This window comes from Stenotrophomonas sp. STEN009 (genome assembly GCF_056760395.1).
The window spans coordinates 14,380-35,498 of the sequence record NZ_JBRRES010000018.1 but is presented as its reverse complement, the minus strand read 5'-3'; the positions used below and the strand labels follow the sequence as shown (position 1 = coordinate 35,498).

At 66.7% G+C, this 21,119-nt stretch carries 17 protein-coding genes; 10 read left to right on the top strand and 7 right to left on the bottom strand.

Annotation, left to right across the window (positions count from 1 at the left end; all coding sequences use genetic code 11):
• Positions 1–238: 238 nt before the first annotated feature.
• A complete protein-coding gene (dnaA, locus tag ACVOMM_RS10290; RefSeq protein ID WP_065174068.1) occupies positions 239–1,570 on the bottom strand; it encodes a chromosomal replication initiator protein DnaA in 1,332 nt (443 codons plus the stop codon).
• Positions 1,571–1,824: 254 nt separating this feature from the next.
• Here dnaA and rpmH point away from each other — a divergent pair, with 254 nt between their 5' ends.
• The 6 genes from rpmH (at position 1,825) to ACVOMM_RS10260 (ending at position 9,580) form a co-directional block, all read left to right on the top strand.
• Positions 1,825–1,965, top strand: a complete 141-nt coding sequence (gene rpmH, locus ACVOMM_RS10285; protein ID WP_005411729.1) for a 50S ribosomal protein L34 — start codon at positions 1,825–1,827, stop codon at positions 1,963–1,965.
• A gap of 5 nt (positions 1,966–1,970) precedes the next feature.
• Positions 1,971–2,465 (top strand): ribonuclease P protein component, encoded by a 495-nt coding sequence (rnpA, locus tag ACVOMM_RS10280; RefSeq protein ID WP_080375251.1) that lies wholly within the window; start codon positions 1,971–1,973, stop codon positions 2,463–2,465.
• Positions 2,465–4,180 carry a membrane protein insertase YidC gene (gene yidC / locus ACVOMM_RS10275; protein ID WP_065174067.1) on the top strand — a complete coding sequence of 572 codons (1,716 nt, stop codon included), beginning with the start codon at positions 2,465–2,467 and terminating at the stop codon, positions 4,178–4,180. Before rnpA ends, yidC begins: the two co-directional genes overlap by 1 nt.
• Before the next feature lie 115 nt (positions 4,181–4,295).
• Positions 4,296–6,968: a polysaccharide deacetylase family protein gene (locus ACVOMM_RS10270; protein ID WP_481526191.1), complete on the top strand. Its 2,673-nt coding sequence runs from the start codon at positions 4,296–4,298 to the stop codon at positions 6,966–6,968.
• Positions 6,969–8,321 carry a tRNA uridine-5-carboxymethylaminomethyl(34) synthesis GTPase MnmE gene (gene mnmE / locus ACVOMM_RS10265; RefSeq protein ID WP_481526190.1) on the top strand — a complete coding sequence of 451 codons (1,353 nt, stop codon included), beginning with the start codon at positions 6,969–6,971 and terminating at the stop codon, positions 8,319–8,321.
• A 143-nt stretch (positions 8,322–8,464) separates the two neighbouring features.
• The gene (locus tag ACVOMM_RS10260; protein WP_065182139.1) at positions 8,465–9,580 is read left to right on the top strand and encodes a glycerophosphodiester phosphodiesterase; all 1,116 of its coding nucleotides are present in this window, start codon (positions 8,465–8,467) and stop codon (positions 9,578–9,580) included.
• Between the two features lie 86 nt (positions 9,581–9,666).
• Here the strand turns inward: ACVOMM_RS10260 and ACVOMM_RS10255 are convergent, their stop codons facing one another.
• Complete coding sequence (locus ACVOMM_RS10255; RefSeq protein WP_053517228.1) at positions 9,667–10,437, bottom strand: rhomboid family intramembrane serine protease; 771 nt, start codon at positions 10,435–10,437, stop codon at positions 9,667–9,669.
• Positions 10,438–10,540: 103 nt separating this feature from the next.
• Entirely contained in the window at positions 10,541–11,503 is a 963-nt protein-coding gene (locus tag ACVOMM_RS10250) for a TerC family protein (RefSeq protein ID WP_053517229.1), read from the bottom strand.
• Between the two features lie 350 nt (positions 11,504–11,853).
• Between ACVOMM_RS10250 and ACVOMM_RS10245 the strand changes: the two genes are divergently transcribed.
• Both ACVOMM_RS10245 and ACVOMM_RS10240 read left to right on the top strand, forming a co-directional pair.
• Positions 11,854–13,023 (top strand): class I SAM-dependent rRNA methyltransferase, encoded by a 1,170-nt coding sequence (locus ACVOMM_RS10245; protein ID WP_481526189.1) that lies wholly within the window; start codon positions 11,854–11,856, stop codon positions 13,021–13,023.
• Between the two features lie 128 nt (positions 13,024–13,151).
• Positions 13,152–14,393, top strand: a complete 1,242-nt coding sequence (locus tag ACVOMM_RS10240) for a dipeptidase (RefSeq protein WP_340044145.1) — start codon at positions 13,152–13,154, stop codon at positions 14,391–14,393.
• 51 nt (positions 14,394–14,444) lie between these two features.
• Here the strand turns inward: ACVOMM_RS10240 and ACVOMM_RS10235 are convergent, their stop codons facing one another.
• The 3 genes from ACVOMM_RS10235 to ACVOMM_RS10225 form a co-directional block, all read right to left on the bottom strand.
• Positions 14,445–15,872 carry an amino acid permease gene (locus tag ACVOMM_RS10235; RefSeq protein WP_481526188.1) on the bottom strand — a complete coding sequence of 476 codons (1,428 nt, stop codon included), beginning with the start codon at positions 15,870–15,872 and terminating at the stop codon, positions 14,445–14,447.
• Positions 15,873–16,045: 173 nt separating this feature from the next.
• The gene (leuE, locus tag ACVOMM_RS10230; protein ID WP_053517234.1) at positions 16,046–16,675 is read right to left on the bottom strand and encodes a leucine efflux protein LeuE; all 630 of its coding nucleotides are present in this window, start codon (positions 16,673–16,675) and stop codon (positions 16,046–16,048) included.
• Between the two features lie 15 nt (positions 16,676–16,690).
• Positions 16,691–17,662 (bottom strand): LysR substrate-binding domain-containing protein, encoded by a 972-nt coding sequence (locus ACVOMM_RS10225; RefSeq protein WP_481526187.1) that lies wholly within the window; start codon positions 17,660–17,662, stop codon positions 16,691–16,693.
• A gap of 91 nt (positions 17,663–17,753) precedes the next feature.
• Between ACVOMM_RS10225 and ACVOMM_RS10220 the strand changes: the two genes are divergently transcribed.
• Positions 17,754–18,761 (top strand): zinc-binding alcohol dehydrogenase family protein, encoded by a 1,008-nt coding sequence (locus tag ACVOMM_RS10220; RefSeq protein WP_111187102.1) that lies wholly within the window; start codon positions 17,754–17,756, stop codon positions 18,759–18,761.
• 72 nt (positions 18,762–18,833) lie between these two features.
• Here the strand turns inward: ACVOMM_RS10220 and ACVOMM_RS10215 are convergent, their stop codons facing one another.
• A complete protein-coding gene (locus ACVOMM_RS10215) occupies positions 18,834–19,439 on the bottom strand; it encodes a glutathione S-transferase family protein (protein WP_481526186.1) in 606 nt (201 codons plus the stop codon).
• A 50-nt stretch (positions 19,440–19,489) separates the two neighbouring features.
• On the opposite strand from ACVOMM_RS10215, the gene ACVOMM_RS10210 reads away from it, so the two are divergent.
• Positions 19,490–21,052 (top strand): DNA recombination protein RmuC, encoded by a 1,563-nt coding sequence (locus tag ACVOMM_RS10210; protein ID WP_164151447.1) that lies wholly within the window; start codon positions 19,490–19,492, stop codon positions 21,050–21,052.
• The last annotated feature ends 67 nt before the right edge of the window (positions 21,053–21,119 follow it).

Below are 21,119 nucleotides of genomic sequence, written 5' to 3'. Positions count from 1 at the left end.
AAATCAAAAGCTTGGTGGTGCTGGTAGAGACAGAATCGCTGGAAAACAACGTTAAGTCTTTGTAATAAAAAGGATTTCTGGCCTCGAAACCCTCTGTATTACCGCCCCCCAGAGGGTGGGGAAAGCTGTGGATAAATTCCGCGCGTTGTCAGGCGCCTTTTTTATCCACAACTCATCCCGCGCTTGCTACCGGATTCTGCACCGTTTTGTGCGATGACGCCTCATCGGCGTCCGTGCATCATTCGCTCAGCTTCCGGATCAGCTTGTCCCAGTCTTCGCGGAGCTTGCCGTCGGTTTCCATCAACGTCCGGATCTGACGGCAGGCATGCAGCACCGTGGTGTGATCGCGACCGGCGAATGCGTCGCCGATCTCGGGCAGGCTGTGCTCGGTCAACTCCTTGGTCAGGGCCATGGCGACCTGGCGCGGACGGGCCAGCGATCGGGTGCGGCGCTTGGACAGCAGATCCTTGATCTGCAGTCCGTAGTAGTCGGCAACGGTTTTCTGGATGTTGGGAATGCTGATCGCCTGCTGCTGGGCGCGCAGCAGGTCACGCAGGGTTTCCTGCGCGAACTCGGTGGTGATCGCACGGCCGGTGAAGTTGGCGCGGGCGGTCAGGGTATTCAGCGCGCCCTCGAGGTCGCGCACATTGGAGCGCATCTTCTTGGCGATCAGGAACGCAACATCATCGGGAATCTCCGCACCGCGTTCGCGCGCCTTGGCCAGCACGATCGCCGCACGGGTCTCGAAGTCAGGCGGTTCGATTGCGACCGACAGTCCCCAGGCAAGCCGCGACTTGAGGCGCGCTTCCAGCCCTTCGACCTCACGCGGGTACCGGTCACAGGTCAGGATGATCTGCTGCTTGCCGTCGAACAGGGCGTTGAAGGTGTGGAAGAACTCTTCCTGGGTGCGATCCTTGCCGGCGAAGAACTGGATGTCGTCGATCAGCAGCGCGTCGACCTGCTGGAACTGGCGCTTGAACTGATCCATGGTCTTTTCCTGCAAGGCCCGGATCATCGCGCTGAAGAACTGTTCCGAGCGCAGGTACAGCACCTTCGCACCCGGATTGGCCTGGCGCATGGCGTTGCCGGCGGCGAACATCAGGTGGGTCTTGCCCAGTCCGGTGCCTCCGTACAGCAACAGCGGATTGTGTGCGCGATCGCCGGGTTTCTGCGCTGCCTGGAACGCAGCGGCGAGGCCGAGCTGGTTGCTGCGGCCTTCGACGAAGTTGGCGAAGGTGTAATGGCTGTCCAGATTGCCGGCGAACGGCACCTGGGGTTCGCTGGCTGCGTGCGCCGAATGCGTGGAAACCGGCGCGGTCTGCGCCTCTACCGGGCGCGGACGGGAGCCGATTTCAAGAAAAACGTCGCTGAAACCAGCGAAATGCGCCAGCAGCTCGCGGATGCGCGGCAGGTACAGCTCGCGCACCTGGTCGACGATGAAGGCATTCGGTGCATACAGCACCAGGCTGTCCACGCGCAGATCGGCCTGCAGCGGCTTCAACCAGGTGTGAACGTCTTCAGGCGGGAACTCCGCTTCGAGGCGTTCGAGACTACGGGACCAGGCATCCATCAGCAATAATCGTCCGATGGCCGGGGTGGGGGCGCGACAAGGCGCCCAAACACAGGCCGGAAAGGGGGGAAATGGATGGCTCAGACTACCACCGAGCGCCCGCCTTCGGAATGCTTGTCCCCTACTTATTCACAAAAACATCCACAGCTATTGCACAGGCCGGTGAATTCGCGTAGTCCCCAGGGCTTGACGCGGGGTGGGGTACCTCTCTAGAATTTCCGGTTCTTTCCGTCCCATTCATACGAGAGGCCCCAATGGCCACCAAGCGCACCTACCAGCCCAGCAACCTCAAGCGTAAGCGCGACCACGGCTTCCGTGCCCGTATGAAGACCGCTGACGGCCGCAAGATCCTGTCGCGTCGCCGCGCCAAGGGCCGCAAAGTCCTGAGCGCCTGATTGCCATGCCGCACATCGCGGCAGACGCAATCCCTTCGACAGTGAATACTGCAGACCCGCGCAAGCGATTCCCTCGCTCTGCGCGGGTTCGCACGCGTGCCGAATACTCAACGGTCTTCAACGGCGCCCGCCGTGTGTCCGATCCGCTGATGACCCTGCACTGGCTGCCGGCTGACCGGCCGGCCAGGCTGGGTCTGGCGGTTTCCCGCAAGGTCGATCCGAACGCCGTCGGGCGCAACCGGATCAAGCGCGTCCTGCGCGACATCCTGCGTCAGACACGAACCGATATCCAGCCAGGCGACTTTGTCGTCGTGGCCCGTAGTGCTGCGCGTCACGCCAGCAATGACGACATCCGCCAGGCCTTCCTGCGCCTGCTGCGCCGCCTGCGTGCATTGCCCGCGCCAGGCGTGGACGGCACAATGCCGCCGCCTGATGGCATCGCAACTCCCTCTTTGACCGAGCCGGCACCGCGTTCCGGCCCCGCCGAGCCTGTCCGCTGATGAACCAGACCCGCGTATTTCTCATTTTTGCCTGGCTGATGGTGGCCGTGCTGCTGTGGATGGAGTGGAGCCGCGAGCAGGCCGCTCCGACCCCTGCTCCGACGACCCGTTCGGCCCCGGCCGCGGCGCAGACCGTGCCGGGCGCCGCCGCAGGCAGCGTTCCCAGCGCCCAGGTGCCGGCGGCCCCGGGCCAGGCGCCCACGCAGGCCCAGGCCAGCGCGACCCCGGCCGCCCAGCGCGTGACCGTCACCACCGACGTCCTGCGCCTGGTACTGGACGGGGGCCGCGTGCTCGACGCCGAGCTGCTGCAGTTCCCGCAGACCAAGGATGAAGGCAGCCCGCCGGTCCGCCTGCTGACCGAAGATCCCGCGCATCCGTACAGCGCGATCAGCGGCTGGGCCAGCCAGGACAAGAACGCCCCGGTGCCCGGCGCCGACGGCTTCAAGCTGGTCGGTGACACCCGCGACTTCGTGCTGGCCAAGGGCCAGAACGAACTGCAGATCCCGTTCGTGTGGACCGCCGACAACGGCGTGACCATCAAGCGCACCCTCACTGTCTCGCGCAACGAGTACGCCGTGCGCTTCAAGGATGAAGTCAGCAATGCCGGCGCCACCACGTGGAACGGCTACGTCTACCGCACCCTGGACCGCACCCCGACCATCCTGTCGCGGAGCATGACCAACCCGGATTCCTTCAGCTTCAACGGTGCCACCTGGTACGACAACGACAAAAAGTACCAGCGTCGTGCGTTCAAGGATTACCTGGAGGACGGTGCGCTGAACCAGAACATCACCGGCGGCTGGCTGGCGATGCTGCAGCACCACTTCTTCACCGCGTGGATCCCGCAGAAGGACCAGGTCGCCCACTACGTCCTGTCGCAGGTGGACGGTCGTGACCTGATCGAAGCGCGCGGACCGGCCTTTACCCTGGCCCCGGGCCAGTCCACCAGCACCGAAGCGCGCCTGTGGGTCGGCCCCAAGCTGGTCAACCTGATCGCCAAGGAAGACGTGCCGGGCCTGGATCGCGTGGTCGACTACAGCCGTTTCTCGATGATGGCGGTGATCGGCCAGGGCCTGTTCTGGGTGCTCAACCAGGTGCACAAGCTGGTCGGCAACTGGGGCTGGGCGATCGTCGGCCTGGTGGTGCTGCTGAAGCTGGTGCTGTACCCGCTGTCGGCCGTGCAATACAAGAGTGGCGCCAAGATGCGCCGCTTCCAGCCGCGCATCCAGCAGCTGAAGGAACGCTATGGCGATGACCGCCAGAAGTTCCAGACCGCGATGATGGAGCTGTACAAGAAGGAGAAGATCAATCCGATGGGCGGCTGCCTGCCGATCCTCATCCAGATGCCGATCTTCTTCGCCCTGTACTGGGTGCTGGTGGAGTCGGTCGAACTGCGCCAGGCGCCGTGGCTGGGCTGGATCCAGGACCTGACCGCGCGTGACCCGTACTTCATCCTGCCGGTGATCAACGTGGCGGTGATGTGGTTCACCCAGAAGCTCACGCCTGCGCCGGGCATGGACCCGATGCAGCAGAAGATGATGCAGTTCATGCCGCTGGTGTTCGGCGTCATGATGGCCTTCATGCCGTCCGGCCTGGTCCTGTACTGGGTGGTCAACGGCGGCCTGGGCCTGCTGCAGCAGTGGTGGATGACCAAGCGCCATGGCGGCGACCCGGTCCCGGCCACCGCCGCGTCGGCTCCGGTCAAGAAGAAGTAATCGGTAGAGTCGGCCGCTGGCCGGCTGACCGCAGCAGAAGCCCGCCGTAAGGCGGGCTTTTCGCATGCGGCGTTAGAATTCCCCGCACACCGTTCCTCCCACTTCCGAGTTGGCCATGCCACGTGCGTCGTCGTTCCGCCTGTTCCTTCCTTCGCTGCTGCTTACCCTGGCCGTTGCCGGCTGTGGTGACAAGGATGCGAAGGCACCGGCGACCACCGTCACCCAGCCCAGCGCGCAGGTGGCGGCGGCCGCCGATCCGGCTGCTGCGCCGTTGCTGGCTGCGTTGCAGAAGCAGCTCGACGGCTACCGCCGGATCATCGTGCTGCTGGCCGACGAGGAACAGCAGTCGGCCTCCGATCGTGGTAGGTCCACACGCGTGGGCCAGCAGCTGTTCCACGATGGGCTGGAACAGCGCACGGCGATCGCCGCGCAGTTCGATACGCTGCTGCGTGGTTCCAGCTCCCAGCGCTTCGCCACTCTCGGCACCGTGCTGGACTACATCGAGTCGGCGCCGGAACTGTTCGACGCCGACCGCCTGGCCTTCCGCGAAGTGCTGCGCGATCTGCATGAGCGCATCGGCACCGACTCTTCGCTGCCGGCGGTGAAGCTGCACCAGCGCATCGGCGAGGATCTGGAAGCGCTCGATGAGATCGAGCGCAACTACAACCAGGAACTGACCCGCATCTTCAGCCGTTTCGAGCGCACCCGTGCCATCGGGCTCAAACGCGAGAAGTGGGAGGACTACATCGCCCACCTGCGCAAGGACTACAGTCGCGAAGCGATCCTGCGCGACTACGGGGTGATCGAGCCGTATCCGATGTCGATGAAGGACAGCGACCGCGAGATCTTCGGCCGCGACCTGCCGGCCAAGACCGTGGTGCTGACCTTCGACGATGGCCCGCATAAGGCCTATACCGATGAAGTGGTGGCCATCCTCAAACGCTACGACGTGCCGGGCGTGTTCTTCGAGGTCGGTCGCAACCTCGGCAAGGTGGAAGCCGATGGCAAGGTCAGTCTCGGCCCGATGGCGAAGATCAGCCGCCAGCTGATGGAAGACGGCTATGCGGTGGGCAACCACAGCCTGACCCATGCGCAGCTCTCGCGCACCACCGGTGATGCGCTGCGCCAGCAGGTGCTGGACACCGATACGCTGTTGAAGGATGTGGACAGCAAGCGCGCGCCGCTGTTCCGCTTCCCGTACGGTGCGCGCAACGCCGAAGGCATGCAGCTGCTGAACGAGGCGGGACTGAAGTCGATCATGTGGAACATCGACTCGATGGACTGGGCCGATCCGGTGCCGGAATCGATCGTGCAGCGCGTGCTCGACCAGGTGAACAAGGAACAGCGCGGCATCATCCTGTTCCACGACATCCACGATCGCGCAGTGAAGGCGCTGCCGCAGATCCTCGACCGGCTGATTGCCGACGGTTACCAGTTTGCCGGCTGGAACGGCCGCGATTTCACCGTGGCGCGCGCGCGCAAGGGTGATGCCGGTGCCGCCACCGTCACCACCGGCTACGAGAAATCATGGGCGATCGTGGTCGGTATCGACAGCTACGCCAAGTGGCCGAAACTGGAATACGCCAGCCATGATGCGCAGGCGGTCGCCGACACTCTGACCGGGCAGTTCGGCTTCCCGTCCTCGCAGGTGATCGTGCTGAAGAACGAGCAGGCCACGCGCAACAACATCCTCGCCGCCTTCCACGACCGCCTGGCCGATGACCGCACCGGAAAGAACGACCGCGTGTTCGTGTTCTTCGCTGGCCACGGCGCCACCCGCCAGCTCGCCTCCGGACGCGACCTTGGCTACATCATCCCGGTCGATTCGGACCCGAAGGAGTTCGCCACCGACGCCATCGCGATGACCGACATCCAGAACATCGCCGAGAGCATGCAGGCCAAGCACGTGCTGTTCGTGATGGATGCCTGCTACAGCGGCCTGGGCCTGACCCGTAGTGGCCCCTCGTCGTCGTCGTTCCTGCGCGAGAACGCGCGTCGCAGCGCGCGGCAGATGTTGACCGCCGGCGGTGCCGACCAGCGGGTGGCCGACGCCGGCCCGAACGGGCACTCGGTGTTCACGTGGGTGCTGCTGCAGGCATTGGCCGGCAAGGGCGATCTCAACGGCGACGGCCTGATCACCGGTACCGAACTGGCCGCCTACGTGGCGCCGGCAGTATCGGCCGTTTCGCACCAGACGCCGGCCTTCGGCAGCCTGCCCGGTTCGCAGGGCGGCGAGTTCGTGTTCCAGGTTCCGGACAGCCAGGAATTCCTCAACGCCGATACGCGCCAGCTGACTGCCGATGCGATCGCACTGAACAACAAGGTCGAGGCCGCCAGTGAAGCCAAGGGCAGCCAGACGCCAGTGACCGTGGCCGACCTGCAGGGCGGCAGGGCCAAGCTGGTGGTGCCCAGCGCCGGCCCTGCGTCGGATCGCCAACGCGCGCAGCAAGCCAATGACCGAGGTCTGCAGCTGTACCGGGAAAAGCAGTACGACGAGGCGGTCGCGCAGTTCACCGAGGCACTGAAGCTTCGCCCGGACTTCGCCCAGGCCGCGAACAACCTCGGCTTCGTCTACTACCGCCAGCAGCGCTACGCTGAAGCTGCGCGCTGGCTGGAGAACACGCTGAAGATCGACCCATCGCGCGCCGTGGCCTATCTGAATCTGGGCGATGCCTACTTCAACGCCGGCGACAAGGCCAAGGCGAAGCAGGCCTACACCACCTACCTGGCGCTGCAGCCGCAGGGCAGTGGTGCTGCACAGGCGCGCGCACAGCTGGAGAAACTCTGAGTGACGAACGACGCGACCCGCACCGACACCATTGTCGCCATCGCCAGCGCGCCAGGTGCAGGTGGCGTCGGCATCCTGCGCCTGTCCGGCCCGCGCGCCGCCGCCATCGCCAACGCACTGGGCGCAACCGCCCTGCGCCCACGTCACGCGCATTACGCGCGTCTACGCGACGCCGACGGCGAGGTGATCGACGATGGCATCGTGCTGTGGTTCCCGGCACCGAACAGCTTCACCGGCGAAGAAGTGGTGGAATTGCAGGGCCATGGCAGCCCGGTGTTGCTGCAGCAACTGGTTGCACGCTGCATCGCGCTCGGCGCGCGGCAGGCGCGGCCCGGTGAGTTCAGCGAGCGCGCCTTCCTCAACGGCAAGCTCGATCTGGCTCAGGCCGAGGCCATCGCCGATCTGATCGCTGCGGGCGACAACCGCGCCGCGCGTGCTGCCCGTCGCTCGCTGGACGGGGTGTTCTCGCGGCGCATCGACGCCGTGGTCGAGCAGCTGGTGCTGCTGCGCGTGCATGTGGAAGCGGCCATCGATTTTGTAGATGAGCCGCTGGATACGCTGGGCGGCGCGCAGGTGCGCCGCGGGCTGGAACTGGCACGCAGCGACCTGGCCCTGCTGCGCCGCGATGCCGAGCGTGGCCGCCGCCTGCGCGATGGCCTGCACGCGGTGCTGATCGGCCCGCCCAACGCCGGCAAGAGTTCGTTGCTCAATGCGCTTGCCGGCAGCGAACGCGCCATCGTCACCGACATCGCCGGCACCACGCGCGACACGCTGCGCGAGACCATCCGCCTGGATGGACTGGAGCTGACCCTGGTCGATACCGCCGGCCTGCGCGACGGTGGCGACGCCATCGAACGCGAAGGCATGCGCCGCGCGCGCGTGGAGATCGAACGCACCGACCTGGCGCTGATCGTGCTGGATGCGCGCGATCCGGCGGCGGGCGAGGCGGCCATCGGCGAAGCGGTGCGGGCTGTGCCGCACAAGGTCTACATCCACAACAAGTCAGATCTGCTGCAGGCCGGCCCAACCGTGGACGATCCGGACCGTGTGTTCGTTTCGGCCGCCACCGGTGCAGGACTCGGCGACCTCCACGCGCGCCTGCGCGCGATCGCGTCGGCAGGCGCGGGCGAACAGCTGGACGGCGAGTTCTCCGCGCGCACCCGCCACGTGGATGCAATCGAGCGTGCGCAGGAACATGCCCGTCGCGCTGATGGCGAGCTGGCCCACGAACACCTGGAATTGGCAGCCGAAGAGCTGCGCCTGGCGCATGACGCGCTGGGCGAGATCACCGGGCAGATGAGCGCCGATGACCTGCTGGGACGGATCTTCTCCAGCTTCTGCATCGGCAAGTAAGCCGGGGTCAGATTCCCGCAGGGGCTCTGACCCCGTTTGCCACATGGGGTGACAGCCGCTGCGGGGATCCGACCCCAGGTCCCCCACCTGTCACATTGCCGCCGCATACTGCCGCCCATCACCTACCGTTGGGGGACGTTGCAGTGAAGTCGTGGGGTTGTGCGTTGCTGTTGTCGCTGGCCGTGGCACCATCGGTGGCCATGAGTGCTGAATCCTCTCTCCCGGCCGCGGCCAGGGCGTCGGTCTATGGTCATCGCGGCGCCAGCGCGCTGCTGCCGGAACACACCCTGGCTGCGTATGCACAGGCCATCGCCGACGGAGCCGACTACATCGAACCGGACCTGGTGATGACCAGGGACGGGGTGATGGTGGCCCGCCATGAGAACGAGATCGGGGGCACCACCGATGTCGCCTCGCATCCCGAATTCGCCAGCCGCCGCACCCGCAAGGTCATCGACGGGCAGACGGTGGACGGATGGTTCACCGAAGACTTCACCCTGGCCGAGCTGAAGACGCTGTACGCGCGCGAACGCCTGCCCGACCTGCGCAGCACCGCCTACGACGGCCAGTTCCGCATCGCCAGTCTCGATGAAATCCTCGCCTTCCTGGTCCAGCAGGCCGGCCGCGCCAATCGAGGCATCGGTCTGGTGCCGGAGATCAAGCATCCGACCTACTTCCAGTCCATCGGTCTGCCGATGGAAGACAAACTATTGGCCGCGCTGCGTGGCAATGCCTACACCAACGTCGGTCCGGTCACCATCCAGTCCTTCGAGACCGCCAACCTGCGTTACCTGCGCAGCAAGATCCCGCAGGACAGCAACATCCGCCTGCTGCAGCTGTTGTGGAAGGGCGATACCCAGCCGGCCGACGTCGCCAAGGCCGGGGGCACGCTGACCTACGCACAGATGATGACTCCTGCGGGCCTGAAGGACATCGCGGCCTATGCCGATGGCATCGGTCCTGAACTGCGCTCGATCATTCCGCTGGACGCCAACGGTGCACTGGGAACGCCGACCGCGCTGGTGCGCGATGCGCACGCGGCCGGCCTGATGGTGATCCCGTATACCTTCCGCCCGGAGAATCAGTTCCAGCCCAGCAACCTGCGCAGGGGGGCGGACAACGCGCGCAATGCCGAAGGCTCGATCGCCGAGATGCGCGCCTATCTGGCCACTGGCATCGATGCGTTCTTCACCGATGACCCGGCGCTGGGCCGGCAGGCGGTGGATGGCACTGGCGCGGCGGGCAACGCGGCGAACTGACACGTCAACGCCGCCGGGCATGGCCCGGCGCTACCCGGGATGCCGGTGAACCGTAGCGCCGGGCCATGCCCGGGACCCATCCCACCTCAGCCGCGCGGTTCGTCCGGCCGCCGGAACGGGATGACCACGTAATCCTGCCCTTCGCGCGGCTGCCACAGGACCGGCACACGGTGTGGCGACGGCGGCTCCAGTTCATCGTCGGCCAGCGGTTCTGCGTTGTCTTCCTCGTCCTCCCAGCTGTAGCGCGGACGCGGTGGCAGCGGGTCGGCGGTGCGGAACAGCAGCGCTGCGATGATGCCGGCGAAGGCGCCGCCCATGTGCGATTGCCAGGACACGCCGTCGGCATGCGGCAGGATGGTCATCAGCATGCCACCGTAGAACAGCATGCCGATCAGGCCGGTGGCGATGGCGGCGCGGTCGCGGCGCAGCAGGCCGAGGCCGGCGAGCAGGAACATCAGGCCGTGGGTCACGCCACTGGCACCCAGATGGACGCTGCCGGGATTGCCCAGCATCCATGCGCCCACACCCGATCCCAGCCAGAGCAGGGGCAGGGCGCGGACGGTGGCCCTGGGATAGACGCTTCCGGCCAGGGTGCCGAGGATCAGGATCGCGATGCTGTTGGCGGCGATGTGCTCGACCGAGGCATGCAGCAGCGGGCCGCCGAGCAGGCCGAGCAGGCCCTTGGCTTCCAGCGGCGCTACCGCCCAGGGGCGCCAGTCGAACGTGCCCTGCAGGGCGAACACGACCACCAGCACCAGCACGGCGGCCAGGCTGACATTGAACGCCCGCAGGATGCGGAGGCGGTCGTTGCGGGGGGCCGGCACGTCGCCGGCGGGCAGGGGCGCGTTGCTGTTCATACCTCAAGCAATGGCGGTGGCTGGCGCGAAACCAAGGCCACCGCTGCGGGAGAGTGGAAGCGGCCAGCGGGACAATCCCGCTGGCCATGTCTGCCAGCCGCGATCAGGCCTGGCCTTCGCCTTCCTTGGGCGGGTACTTCAGGCTCAGCACGACGGTGGCGGCAATGATCAGCGCGACCACGCCCAGCGAGACCGGGGTCGGGATCTTGAACAGGTCGATGATCATCATCTTGATGCCGATGAAACCCAGCACCAGTGCCAGGCCGTACGGCAGCAGGTGGAAGCGGTCGGCCATGCCGGCCAGCAGGAAGAACATCGCACGCAGGCCCAGTACCGCGAACACGTTGGAGGTCAGCACGATGAACGGATCGGTGGTGATCGCGAAGATCGCCGGGATGCTGTCCACCGCGAAGATCACGTCGGTGACGGCGATCAGGATCAGCACCGCGAACAACGGGGTGAACCAGCGCACGCCGTCGCGCTTCACGCTCAGGGCGTTGCCGGCGTACTCCGGCAGCAGGCGAAGGTGCTTGCGCATCCAGCGCAGGGCCGGGTTGCTCTCCAGGTCCGGCTCCTGTCCGGCGGCAAACCACATCTTCCAGCCGGTGAACAGCAGGAAGGCGCCGAACACGTAGAGCAGCCAATGGAACTGGCTGATCAGCACGCTGCCGGCGAAGATCATGATCGTACGCAGCACGATCGCGCCCAGGATGCCGATGATCAGCACCTTCTGGCGCTGTTCCTCCGGCACCGCGAAGTAGCTCATGATCATCAGGAAGACAAAGATGTTGTCCACCGCCAGCGCCTTCTCGACCAGGTAGCCGGTCAGGAACTCGAGACCGACCTTGTTGGCCACGACCTGGCCGGCCGTCTCATTCAGGTAGTACCAGAGGCCGGCGTTGAACAGCAGGGCCAGCGCGACCCAGCCGATGGACCACCACAGGGCCTCCTTGAAGGTGACCTTGTGCGGGCCACCATGGCGCATCAACACGAGGTCGACCAGCAGGGCGATGACCACCACCGCTGCGAAGCCGCCCCACAACCACATGTTACCGATCGTCTGCATTGGGAATGTCCGTTGGAAAGATGAATGCCAGGCCGGACGGCGAGGATCTGCAACGGAGGATCGGGAGGGGATCCAGGGACAGAGCTTCGCCAGTACGGCGAAGGTCTCGCTCGCAGTTCCAGTCGGCTGGAACTGCCGTTGCACCGGAGCCTGCGGGCTCGAAATGACGGCGACAACGTCTGGGAGCTACTCCCCTTCTGGCGCCGATTCTGCGGCCTGCCGCGTCCGACGTCAAATGCCCGGGCACCGGGGGCGGATCCCCGCAGGGGCCCCGAGCCCATGTTCCCGCCAGAGAGGGGTCAGAGCCCCTGCGGGGATCTGACTCCCGGCGGCCGGTTTACAATAGGTGGATGAATACCCCCCTTCCCGTTGTCCGCCTCAAGAACGCGTGGCGCTCCAGCCACCCGTGGATCTTCCAGAAACTGGTCGAGAAGCCGACCGTCCGGCCCAAGCCCGGTTCCCTCGTCGACGTGGTCGGGGTGGACGGGGAATTCATCGGGCGCGGGTTCTACAACGGGCACTCGCGCATCGCCGTGCGCATCCTTGAAACTGACCAGAACGTACCGGTGGATGCCGGCTGGTTCTCGCGCAAGATCGCCCAGGCGGTGTCGCTGCGCCGTGACGTGCTGAAGCTGGACGCCGTGTCCGACGCCTGGCGCGTGGTGCACAGCGAGGGCGATGGCCTGTCCGGCCTGGTGGTCGATCGCTACGGCGACCTGGTGGTGGTCGAGTTCTTTGCCGCCGGCATGTTCCGCCACCGTGAGTGGATCTACGATGCGCTGCGTGAGCAGTTCCCCGGCTGCCGCTTCCACAGCTTCGCCGACGAACACGTGCAGAAGCAGGAAAGCTTCGATTTCCACGGCAACACCACCACCGAAGCGTCGGTGATCACCGAGTACGGGATCAAGTTCCGCGCCGATCCTGCCGGCGCGCACAAGACCGGCTTCTTCGCCGACCAGCGCGAGAACCGGCAATGGCTGAGCCAGCAGGTGGAAGGCAAGAGCGTACTCGACCTGTGCTGCAACACCGGCGGCTTCGCGGTCTATGCAGCGGCACGCGGGGCCTCGGACGTGGTCGGCATCGACATCGATGAAGACGTCATCCAGATCGCCAAGGGCAATTCGCGCCTGAACAACGTGCGCCCGAAGTTCATCCAGTCCGACATCTTCCCGTGGCTGCGCGATGCCGCCAACCGCGGTGAGCAGTACGACGTGGTGATCCTGGATCCGGCCAAGATGACCCGCGACCGCGACCAGGTGATCAATGCGCTGAAGAAGTACCTGGACATGAACAAGCTGGCGCTGGGCGTGGTCAAGCCCGGTGGCCTGTTCGCCACCTTCTCCTGCACCGGCCTGGTGGCCGAGGACCAGTTCCTGGACATGCTGCGCCGTGCGGCCTATTTCTCCGGCCGCACCCTGCAGATCCTGAAGGTTGCCGGTGCCGGCGCGGATCATCCGTTCATGGCCCACGTGCAGGAATCGCGTTACCTGAAGGCGGTGTTCTGCCGCGTGGTTGATTGACCGCGTGGCGCTGTAGAGCCGAGCCCACGCTCGGCTGATCTGTCTGGCAGCCGAGCATGCGCTCGGCTCTACAAATTGGCCGGCCGCAGCGCTATGGTCGGGTTCTTCCCATTGCCGGTAGGAACCCCATGCCGTCGTTGCGCCGTCTGTCCGTGCTGCTTGCCCTGGCGCTGAGCGCGCCGCTGAACGCCCATGCCATCGAGTTCAGCGCGCAGGAGCTTGCGCGTGCCAAGACATTGCAGCAGCGCCTGCTGACGCTCGACAGCCACCTGGATACGCCGGCCAACTTTGGCCGCACCGGCTTCGATATCGAACAGCGCCATGATCGCAATGCGCTGTCACAGGTGGACTACCCGCGCATGGTCGAGGGATCACTGGACGGCGGGTTCTGGGCGATCTACACCGACCAGGGCGACCGCAGCGCCGCCGCCCACCTGGCCGAGCGCGATCACGGCCTGCAGCGCCTGCTGGAAATCCGCGAGATGGTGGCGGCCAACGGCGATCGGTTCGCCCTGGCCCTGACCGCTGACGATGCGGCGCGGATCAAGGCCGCCGGCAAACGCGTGGTCTACATCAGCATGGAGAACGCCAGCCCGCTGGTGGCCGACCCCAGCCTGCTTTCGTTCTATCACCGTGCCGGCCTGCGCCTGCTGAGCACGGTGCATTTCGCCAACAACGAGTTCGCTGATTCTGCGACCGATCCGAAGGGACCGGAGTGGAAAGGCCTGAGCCCGGCCGGCAAGGCGCTGGTGCGCGAGGCGGTGAAGCTCGGCATCGTCATCGACCAGTCGCATGCCTCCGATGCCGTGTTCGACGATCTGCTGGCGATGATGCCGGTGCCGTTCGTGCTCTCGCACAGTTCAGCCAAGGCGGTCTACGACCATCCACGCAACCTCGACGACGCGCGGCTGAAGAAGCTGGCCAAGGCCGGTGGTGTGATCCAGGTCAACGCCTATGGCGGCTATCTGATCGACACCGGCAAGACGGCCGAGCGCAAACAGGCCGAAGAAGCACTCAGCCGGCAGCTGGGAGGCTGGGAAGGCATGGGCATCGAGCAGGGCGTGGCCTTGTTGAAGGCCGAACAGGCACTGGACCACGAACACCCCGTCCGGCACGCCAGCCTGGAGGACTTCTTCGCCCACTTCGAGCACATCCTCCAGGTGGTCGGGCCCGAACACGTGGGCATCGGCCTGGACTGGGACGGCGGCGGCGGCCTGAGTGACCTGCCCGATGTCAGCCAGCTGCCGAAGATCACCGCGTGGCTGCTGCGCAAGGGATACACGGAACAGCAGATCGCCGGCATCTGGGGCGGCAATCTGCTGCGGGTGATGCGGCAGGCGCAGGACTACGCCGCCAGGCAGGGCGGGTAACCGCCCCGCCCGGGCCGGATCTGCGCCGGGCCGTGCCCGGCGCGGTCTGGATCAGCGCGCGATCAGCGCACGGCGGCGGCTGTACAGGAAGTACAGCACCAGGCCCGCGACATTCCACAGCAGGAAGTACAGCTGCGTGGTGTGCGGCAGGCTGATGAACAGGTAGATGCAGCCCAGCGCAGCCAGTGGCCCGACGATGAAGGCCAGCGGAGTGCGGAAGGTTCGCTCGCGGTTCGGTTCACGCACGCGCAGCACGACCAGGCAGATGCCTACCGCAGTGAACGCCGCCAGGGTGCCGGCATTGGCCAATGCCGCGATCTCGTCCAGGCGTGCCACGCCGGCCAGGGCCGACACCACCAGCGCGGTGAACAGCGTGGTGGCCACCGGCGTACCGGTGCGCGCGCTGACCTTGGACAGGCCACGCGGCAGCAGGCCATCGCGGCTCATGACGAAGAAGATGCGGCTCTGCCCGTACAGGAAGGCCAGCAGCACGGTCGGCAGGGCGATGATCGCGATGACACCGATCACCATCGCCGCGGTCGGGTGGCCGAGCTGGCGCATGATCAGCGCCAGCGGCTCAGCACTGTGGCCGAACACCGCGTAGCTCATCGCACCCACGGCGGCCAGCGCCACCAGCACGTAGACGATGGTGCAGCCGATCATCGAACCGATGATGCCGATCGACAGGTCGCGGCCCGGGTTCTTGGTCTCCTCGGCAGCGGTGGAGATCGCGTCGAAACCGTAGAAGGCGAAGAAGATGATCGCGGCGGCCGCCATCACGCCTCGCTCGACACCATCCGGACCCAGTGATTTGGCGAAGCCATACGGCATGAACGGCTGAAGGTTGCTGCTGTCGAAGGCCGGCAGTGCCACTGCCACGAAGATGGCCAGCGCGATCAGCTTGAACACCACCAGGATCGCGTTGAGGGTCGCGCTCTCCTTGGTGCCGGCCATCAGCATCAGGGCCACCAGCCAGGTGATGACGATCGCCGGCAGATTGATCATGCCGCCTTCCACGTGCGGACCCGCGGCCAGCGCGGCCGGCAGGGTCACGTCCCAGCCGAACTGGGTGTGGACCCACTCCAGGAAGCCGACGAAGTACCCCGACCAGCCCACGGCCACCGTGCTGACCACCAGCGAGTACTCCAGGATCAGGCTCCAGCCCACCACCCAGGCGAACACCTCGCCCAACGCGCTGTAGCTGTAGGTGTAGGCACTGCCGGCGGCCGGCATCATCGTCGACAGCTCGGCGTAGGACAGGGCCGCGCAGGCGCAGACCGCACCGGCGATGGCGAAGGAGATCAGGACAGCCGGGCCGGCGAGATTGGCACCGACGCCGATCAGCGTGTAGATGCCGGTACCGACGATGGCGCCGATGCCCAGCGCGATCAGGTGCGGCCAGCTGAGTGTCGGGACCAGTCGCCTGCCGGCTTCATGGACGGTGACGGAATCTAGGGACTTGCGCCGGAGCAGGGACATGCAGGCCTCGGAAGGGGTGACTGATAACGACAAGTCTCCGAGTGTGACCGAATGCAGCGCAGCATTACCACTGACGGGGGTCATGCCTGGCGCAGCGCGCGCATGACCGCGACGACACTGCCGGAATCAGCACAAAGGTTGCGGAACGGGCCCGACCGCCGTCGCCGTGCCGGTCAGCCGTTCAGTCCCAGGCGGATGCCGAAGCCGACCAGGAACACCCCGGCCACGCGTCGCAGCGCGTCGCTGACGCGCGGATGCTGGATCAACCGGCGCCGCGCCAGGTTGCCGACCCAGATCAACAGCGAGCAGTAGGCGATGCTGACCACGAAGATGATCCCCGCCAGCGCGACGAAGGTGGCGATGCCCTGGTGCGCCCTGGGGTCGATGAACAGTGGCAGGAAGGCCATGTAGAACAGGATCGCCTTCGGATTGAGCAGGCTGACCAGGATCGCCTGCTGGAAGTAGCGGCCCGGCTGCATGCGGATCGGGCCGGCATCGCCGCCCTCCTGCCTGGGCGTGCGCAGCAGGCTGATGCCCACCCACACCAGATAGGCCGCGCCCAGGTACTGCACGGCGTGAAAGACCAGCGGGTTGGCCTTCAGCAGGGCCGCCACGCCGGCCAGGGCCAGCCACATCAGGATCTGGTCGCCGACCAGCAGGCCTGCCAGTGCGGTGTAACCACCGCGCACCCCGCCCCTGCCGGTGGCGGTCAACAGGGTGAACGTGCCAGGCCCGGGCAGGGCGAGGAACACCAGCACGGCGACCAGAAACGTCCACAGGTCCTGGATGCCCATCCACGGCATGGCGGTGTTCTCTCGCTACGGGGAGCCGGTATTGTCGGCCAGTGCCGCGCGCTGCGACAGGGGGCCGCCGCCGCCCTCGGGCATGCCCGACATCAGCGGTTGCAGGTGCTGGCGCAGTTGCGCATGCAACTGCCGCACCGCGGGCGAGAACTGCTTGCGGTGCGGGCAGACCAGCTGCAGTGGGATGTGGCTGCCCACACCGCGAAGCAGCAGCTGCAGGCGCCCGGCGAGCACGTCCTCGCGCAGGTCCAGCCAGGACTTGTAGGTGATGCCCTCACCGGCCACCGCCCAGCGCCGCACCACATCGGCGTCGTCGCACACCAGCGGGCCCTGTACCGGGATCACCACGCGACGGCCGTCGACCTCGAAGGCCCAGCGGTCGTAGGCGCGACCACCGAGCTGGTAGGCCAGGCAGTCGTGCTCGCGCAGATCCTCCAGCCGCTGCGGCGTGCCGCGCCGCTGCAGATAGCCGGGCGACGCCGCCAGCACGCGCCGGTTGCCTTCCAGCAGGGGCAGGGCGACATAGCTGGCATCATCGAAGTGCCCGATGCGGATCGCCACATCGACCGGATCGCGGAATACATCAGCCACTTCGTCGGACAGGCGAAGATGCAGCCGCAATCGCGGATGCATCGCACGGAACCGGGTCAGCCACGGCAGCAGCAGGTTGCGTCCGAAGTCCGACGGGGCAGAGAGCCGCAGCGTGCCATGCAGCTCGGCATCCTCGCCCTGCACCCGGGCCTGGCCTTCGCGCAGGGTCGCCAGCACCTCCTGCGCGTAAGGCAGGTACAGCGCGCCTTCGGCGGTCAGCCGCAGGCTGCGGGTGGTGCGCACGAACAGGCGCAGGTCCAGTTCGCGCTCGAGCCGGGCCACGGCGGCGGCGACCTGACCGGGCAGCAGGTCGGCCTCGCGCGCGGCCTGCGAGAAGCTGCCCAGTGCGGCGGTACGGACGAACAGCTGCAGGTCGTCGAAGCGGATCATTTTCATTGCAGGAGTGAAAGTCCTGCCCGATTGTGCGCCTTTCCGGCGGACCGTGCGCGGCGCACGCTGTGGCCTCCTTTCCCACTGGACCGCTGCCATGCGCGCCATTGCCTATTCCCATGCCGGCCTGCCGATCGACGATGCACAGGCCCTGATCGATATCGACCTGCCGCTTCCCCAGCCGGGCCCGCGCGACCTCCGGGTGGCGGTGCGCGCGGTGGCGGTGAACCCGGTCGACACCAAGGTCCGCCGCAACATGGCCACCGATGGCCCGCGCGTGCTCGGCTGGGATGCCGTCGGCATCGTCGATGCGGTGGGCGGTGAGGTGACCTTGTTCCAGCCGGGCGATGCGGTCTACTACGCAGGCGTGATCGACCGGTCCGGCAGCAATGCCGAGTACCAGCTGGTGGACGAGCGCAGCGTGGGCCGCAAGCCGGCCAGCCTCGATGATGCGGCCGCCGCAGCCCTGCCGCTGACGGCGATCACGGCCTGGGAGCTGCTGTTTGATCGCCTGCGCATCGCCGAGGGCGCAGGCGAGGGCCAGACCCTGCTGGTGATCGGCGCGGCCGGTGGCGTCGGCTCGATCCTGGTGCAGCTTGCGCGTCGCCTGACCCGCTTGACCGTGATCGGCACCGCCTCGCGCCCGGAGACGCAGGACTGGGTGTACGCGATGGGCGCGCACCATGTGATCGACCACAGCCAGCCACTGGCCGAAGGGCTGGCACGGCTGGGCATCGCGCAGGTGGAGCATGTCGCCAGCCTGACCCACACCGACCAGCATTTCGCGCAGATCGTGGAGGTGCTGGCGCCACAGGGCCAGTTGGGGCTGATCGACGATCCTGGCCAGCTGGATGTGATGGCCCTCAAGCGCAAGGCGCTGTCGCTGCATTGGGAATCGATGTTCACCCGCCCGCTGTACCGGACGCCGGACATGCAGCAGCAGCACGTGCTGTTGAACCGCGTCGCGGACCTGGTCGATGCCGGCGTGCTGCAGACCACGCTGGGCGAGCATTTCGGCCGCATTGAAGCGGCGAGCCTGCGCCGCGCGCATGCCGTGCTGGAGAGTCACCGCGCCAAGGGCAAGATCGTTCTCGAGGGCTGGTAGAGGCCTGTCTGCCTCCTGCAGAGCAAAGCATGACCCGGCCCTGCAGGAGGCCTCGCGGTACGTGCCGCTGCCTCAGGGGTCACCGTTGTCGACGTGTTCGGCGAACCCGGGTCGCGGCCGCAGGCGGTCAAACCAGGCGTCAAGGCAGGGCAGCGCGGGCTTGGTGCCGGGGGTGCTGCGCCAGCGCTGGGTGGACAGGCCGAGCACGATGTCAGCCAGGGTGAAGTCGTCGCCGGTGACATACGCTCCCGTGCCGGCCAGCTGGGCATCCAGCAGACCCATGAGCTCATTCCAGCGGGCCAGGCCGGTCTCGGCGCGGCCGTCGTCGGGATAGTCAGGATGCTGCCGCACGCGCGCCATGAACACGTGGCGCCAAGCGCTGTTGAGGTCGGTCGCCTGCCAGTCCATCCATTGCTCGACCTTCGCACGCGCCTGCGCATCTGCCGGCAGCAGGTCAGCGCGTCCGGCGCGGGAGGCCAGGTAACGGCAGATGCTGTTCGATTCCCACAGCACGAAGCCGCCGTCGCGCAGCACCGGCACCTGCAGGTTCGGATTCAGCCCGGCCAGCCGCCGTGCCGACGGTGCCGGGTCGTGCTCGATGGCCAGCCTGAGCTCGGCGCACAGCCACAGCACCTTGCGTACGTTGATCGACGTGGGCTTTCCGAACAGCGCGAGCATGACCGGGGCGGGACGCAGCAGTTGAGACTGGCCCAGCCTACACTGGTGCCATGCAAACCGAATCCCTGCTCATCGCCGGCCTCCTGTTGGTCGTACTCATCCTGCAGCTGGTCGCCCTGCTGCGCCGCCCACCGCATGATCGGCTGGAGCAGGCCGTACGCGAGGAGGCGCGGACGGGCCGCAGTGAACTGCGCGAACAGTTGGATGGCTTTGCCCGGGCGCTGACCGACCTGTCGACCCGCACCGACCAGCGCCTGGACCTGCTGCGCGAGGCGCTGGGCGAGGATGCACGCAAGGCACGCGCCGAAGCCGCCGACAGCCAGCAGCGCAGCGGCGCCCTGCTGGCGCAGCGGCTGCAGGAACTGCGAGGCCAGCTGGAGAGCTTCGGCCAGCAGCAGGAGGCGCGCATCCATGCCTTCGGCCAGCAGCTGCAGGAACTCACCGGCCGCACCGATGCCCAGCTCGGCGCGCTGCGCCAGACCCTGGTGGACGATGCACGCAAGGGCCGCGAAGAGGGTGCACTGTCCCAGCAGCGTCTGACCGAGAGCCTGGGCCTGCGGCTGCAGGAGCTGACCCAGCGCAATGAACAGCGCATCGCCGAGATGCGCGCCACTCTGGAAGAACAGCTGCGCGCGCTGCAGAACGACAACGCCCAGAAGCTGGAGCAGATGCGCCACACCGTCGATGAGAAGCTGCAGTCGACGCTGGAAACACGACTGGGCCAGTCGTTCACCCTGGTCTCCGAACGCCTGGAGCAGGTACAGCGCGGGCTGGGCGAGATGCAGCAGCTGGCCACCGGCGTCGGCGACCTCAAGCGCGTGCTGACCAACGTCAAGAACCGCGGCAGCTGGGGCGAAGTGCAGCTGGAGAACATTCTCGAGCAGACCCTGACCCAGGAGCAGTACGCGCGGGGCGTCAAGGTCCGTCCAGACAGTGGCGAGATGGTCGACATCGCCGTGCGCCTGCCGGGCCGCAGGAACGACGACACGCCGGTATGGCTGCCGATCGACTCCAAGTTCCCGCGTGAGGACTATGAGCGCCTGCTCGATGCGCAGGAGCAGGGCGATGCCGAGGGCGTGCGCCTGCAGGGCATCCAGCTTGAGCGCGCGGTGCGGGTGCAGGCCAAGTCGATCTGCGAGAAGTACATCGTGCCGCCGCACACCACGGATTTCGCAGTGATGTTCCTGCCTACCGAGGGCCTGTATGCCGAAGTGATCCGGCGTCCGGGCCTGGTCGACGGCCTGCAGCGCGATCACCGCGTGGTCGTGGCCGGGCCGACCACGGTCACCGCTCTGCTCAACAGCCTGCAGATGGGTTTCCGCACGCTGGCCATCGAGCAGCGGTCCAGCGAGGTGTGGAGCCTGCTGGGGGCGGTGAAGAGCGAATTCGGCAAGTTCGCCGGCATCCTCGAGAAGGCCGAGAAGCAGATCAGCACCGTGGGCCGCAGCATCGGCGACGCCAGCCGCAAGACGCGCACCATCGAGCGCAGGCTGCGCGGAGTGGAATCGCTGGCCACCGAGCAGGCGCAATCGCTGCTCGGCGACCTGGGCGAAGGGGATGCGGAAGGCAGCGGCGAGGATGATGGAAGTGAAGGCGGGACCGACGCCCGCTGAGCGACGCAGACACCCTGCCGACGGGGGCGATGCGTATGCTGGCGGCCTGTCCATCGCCAACAGGTAC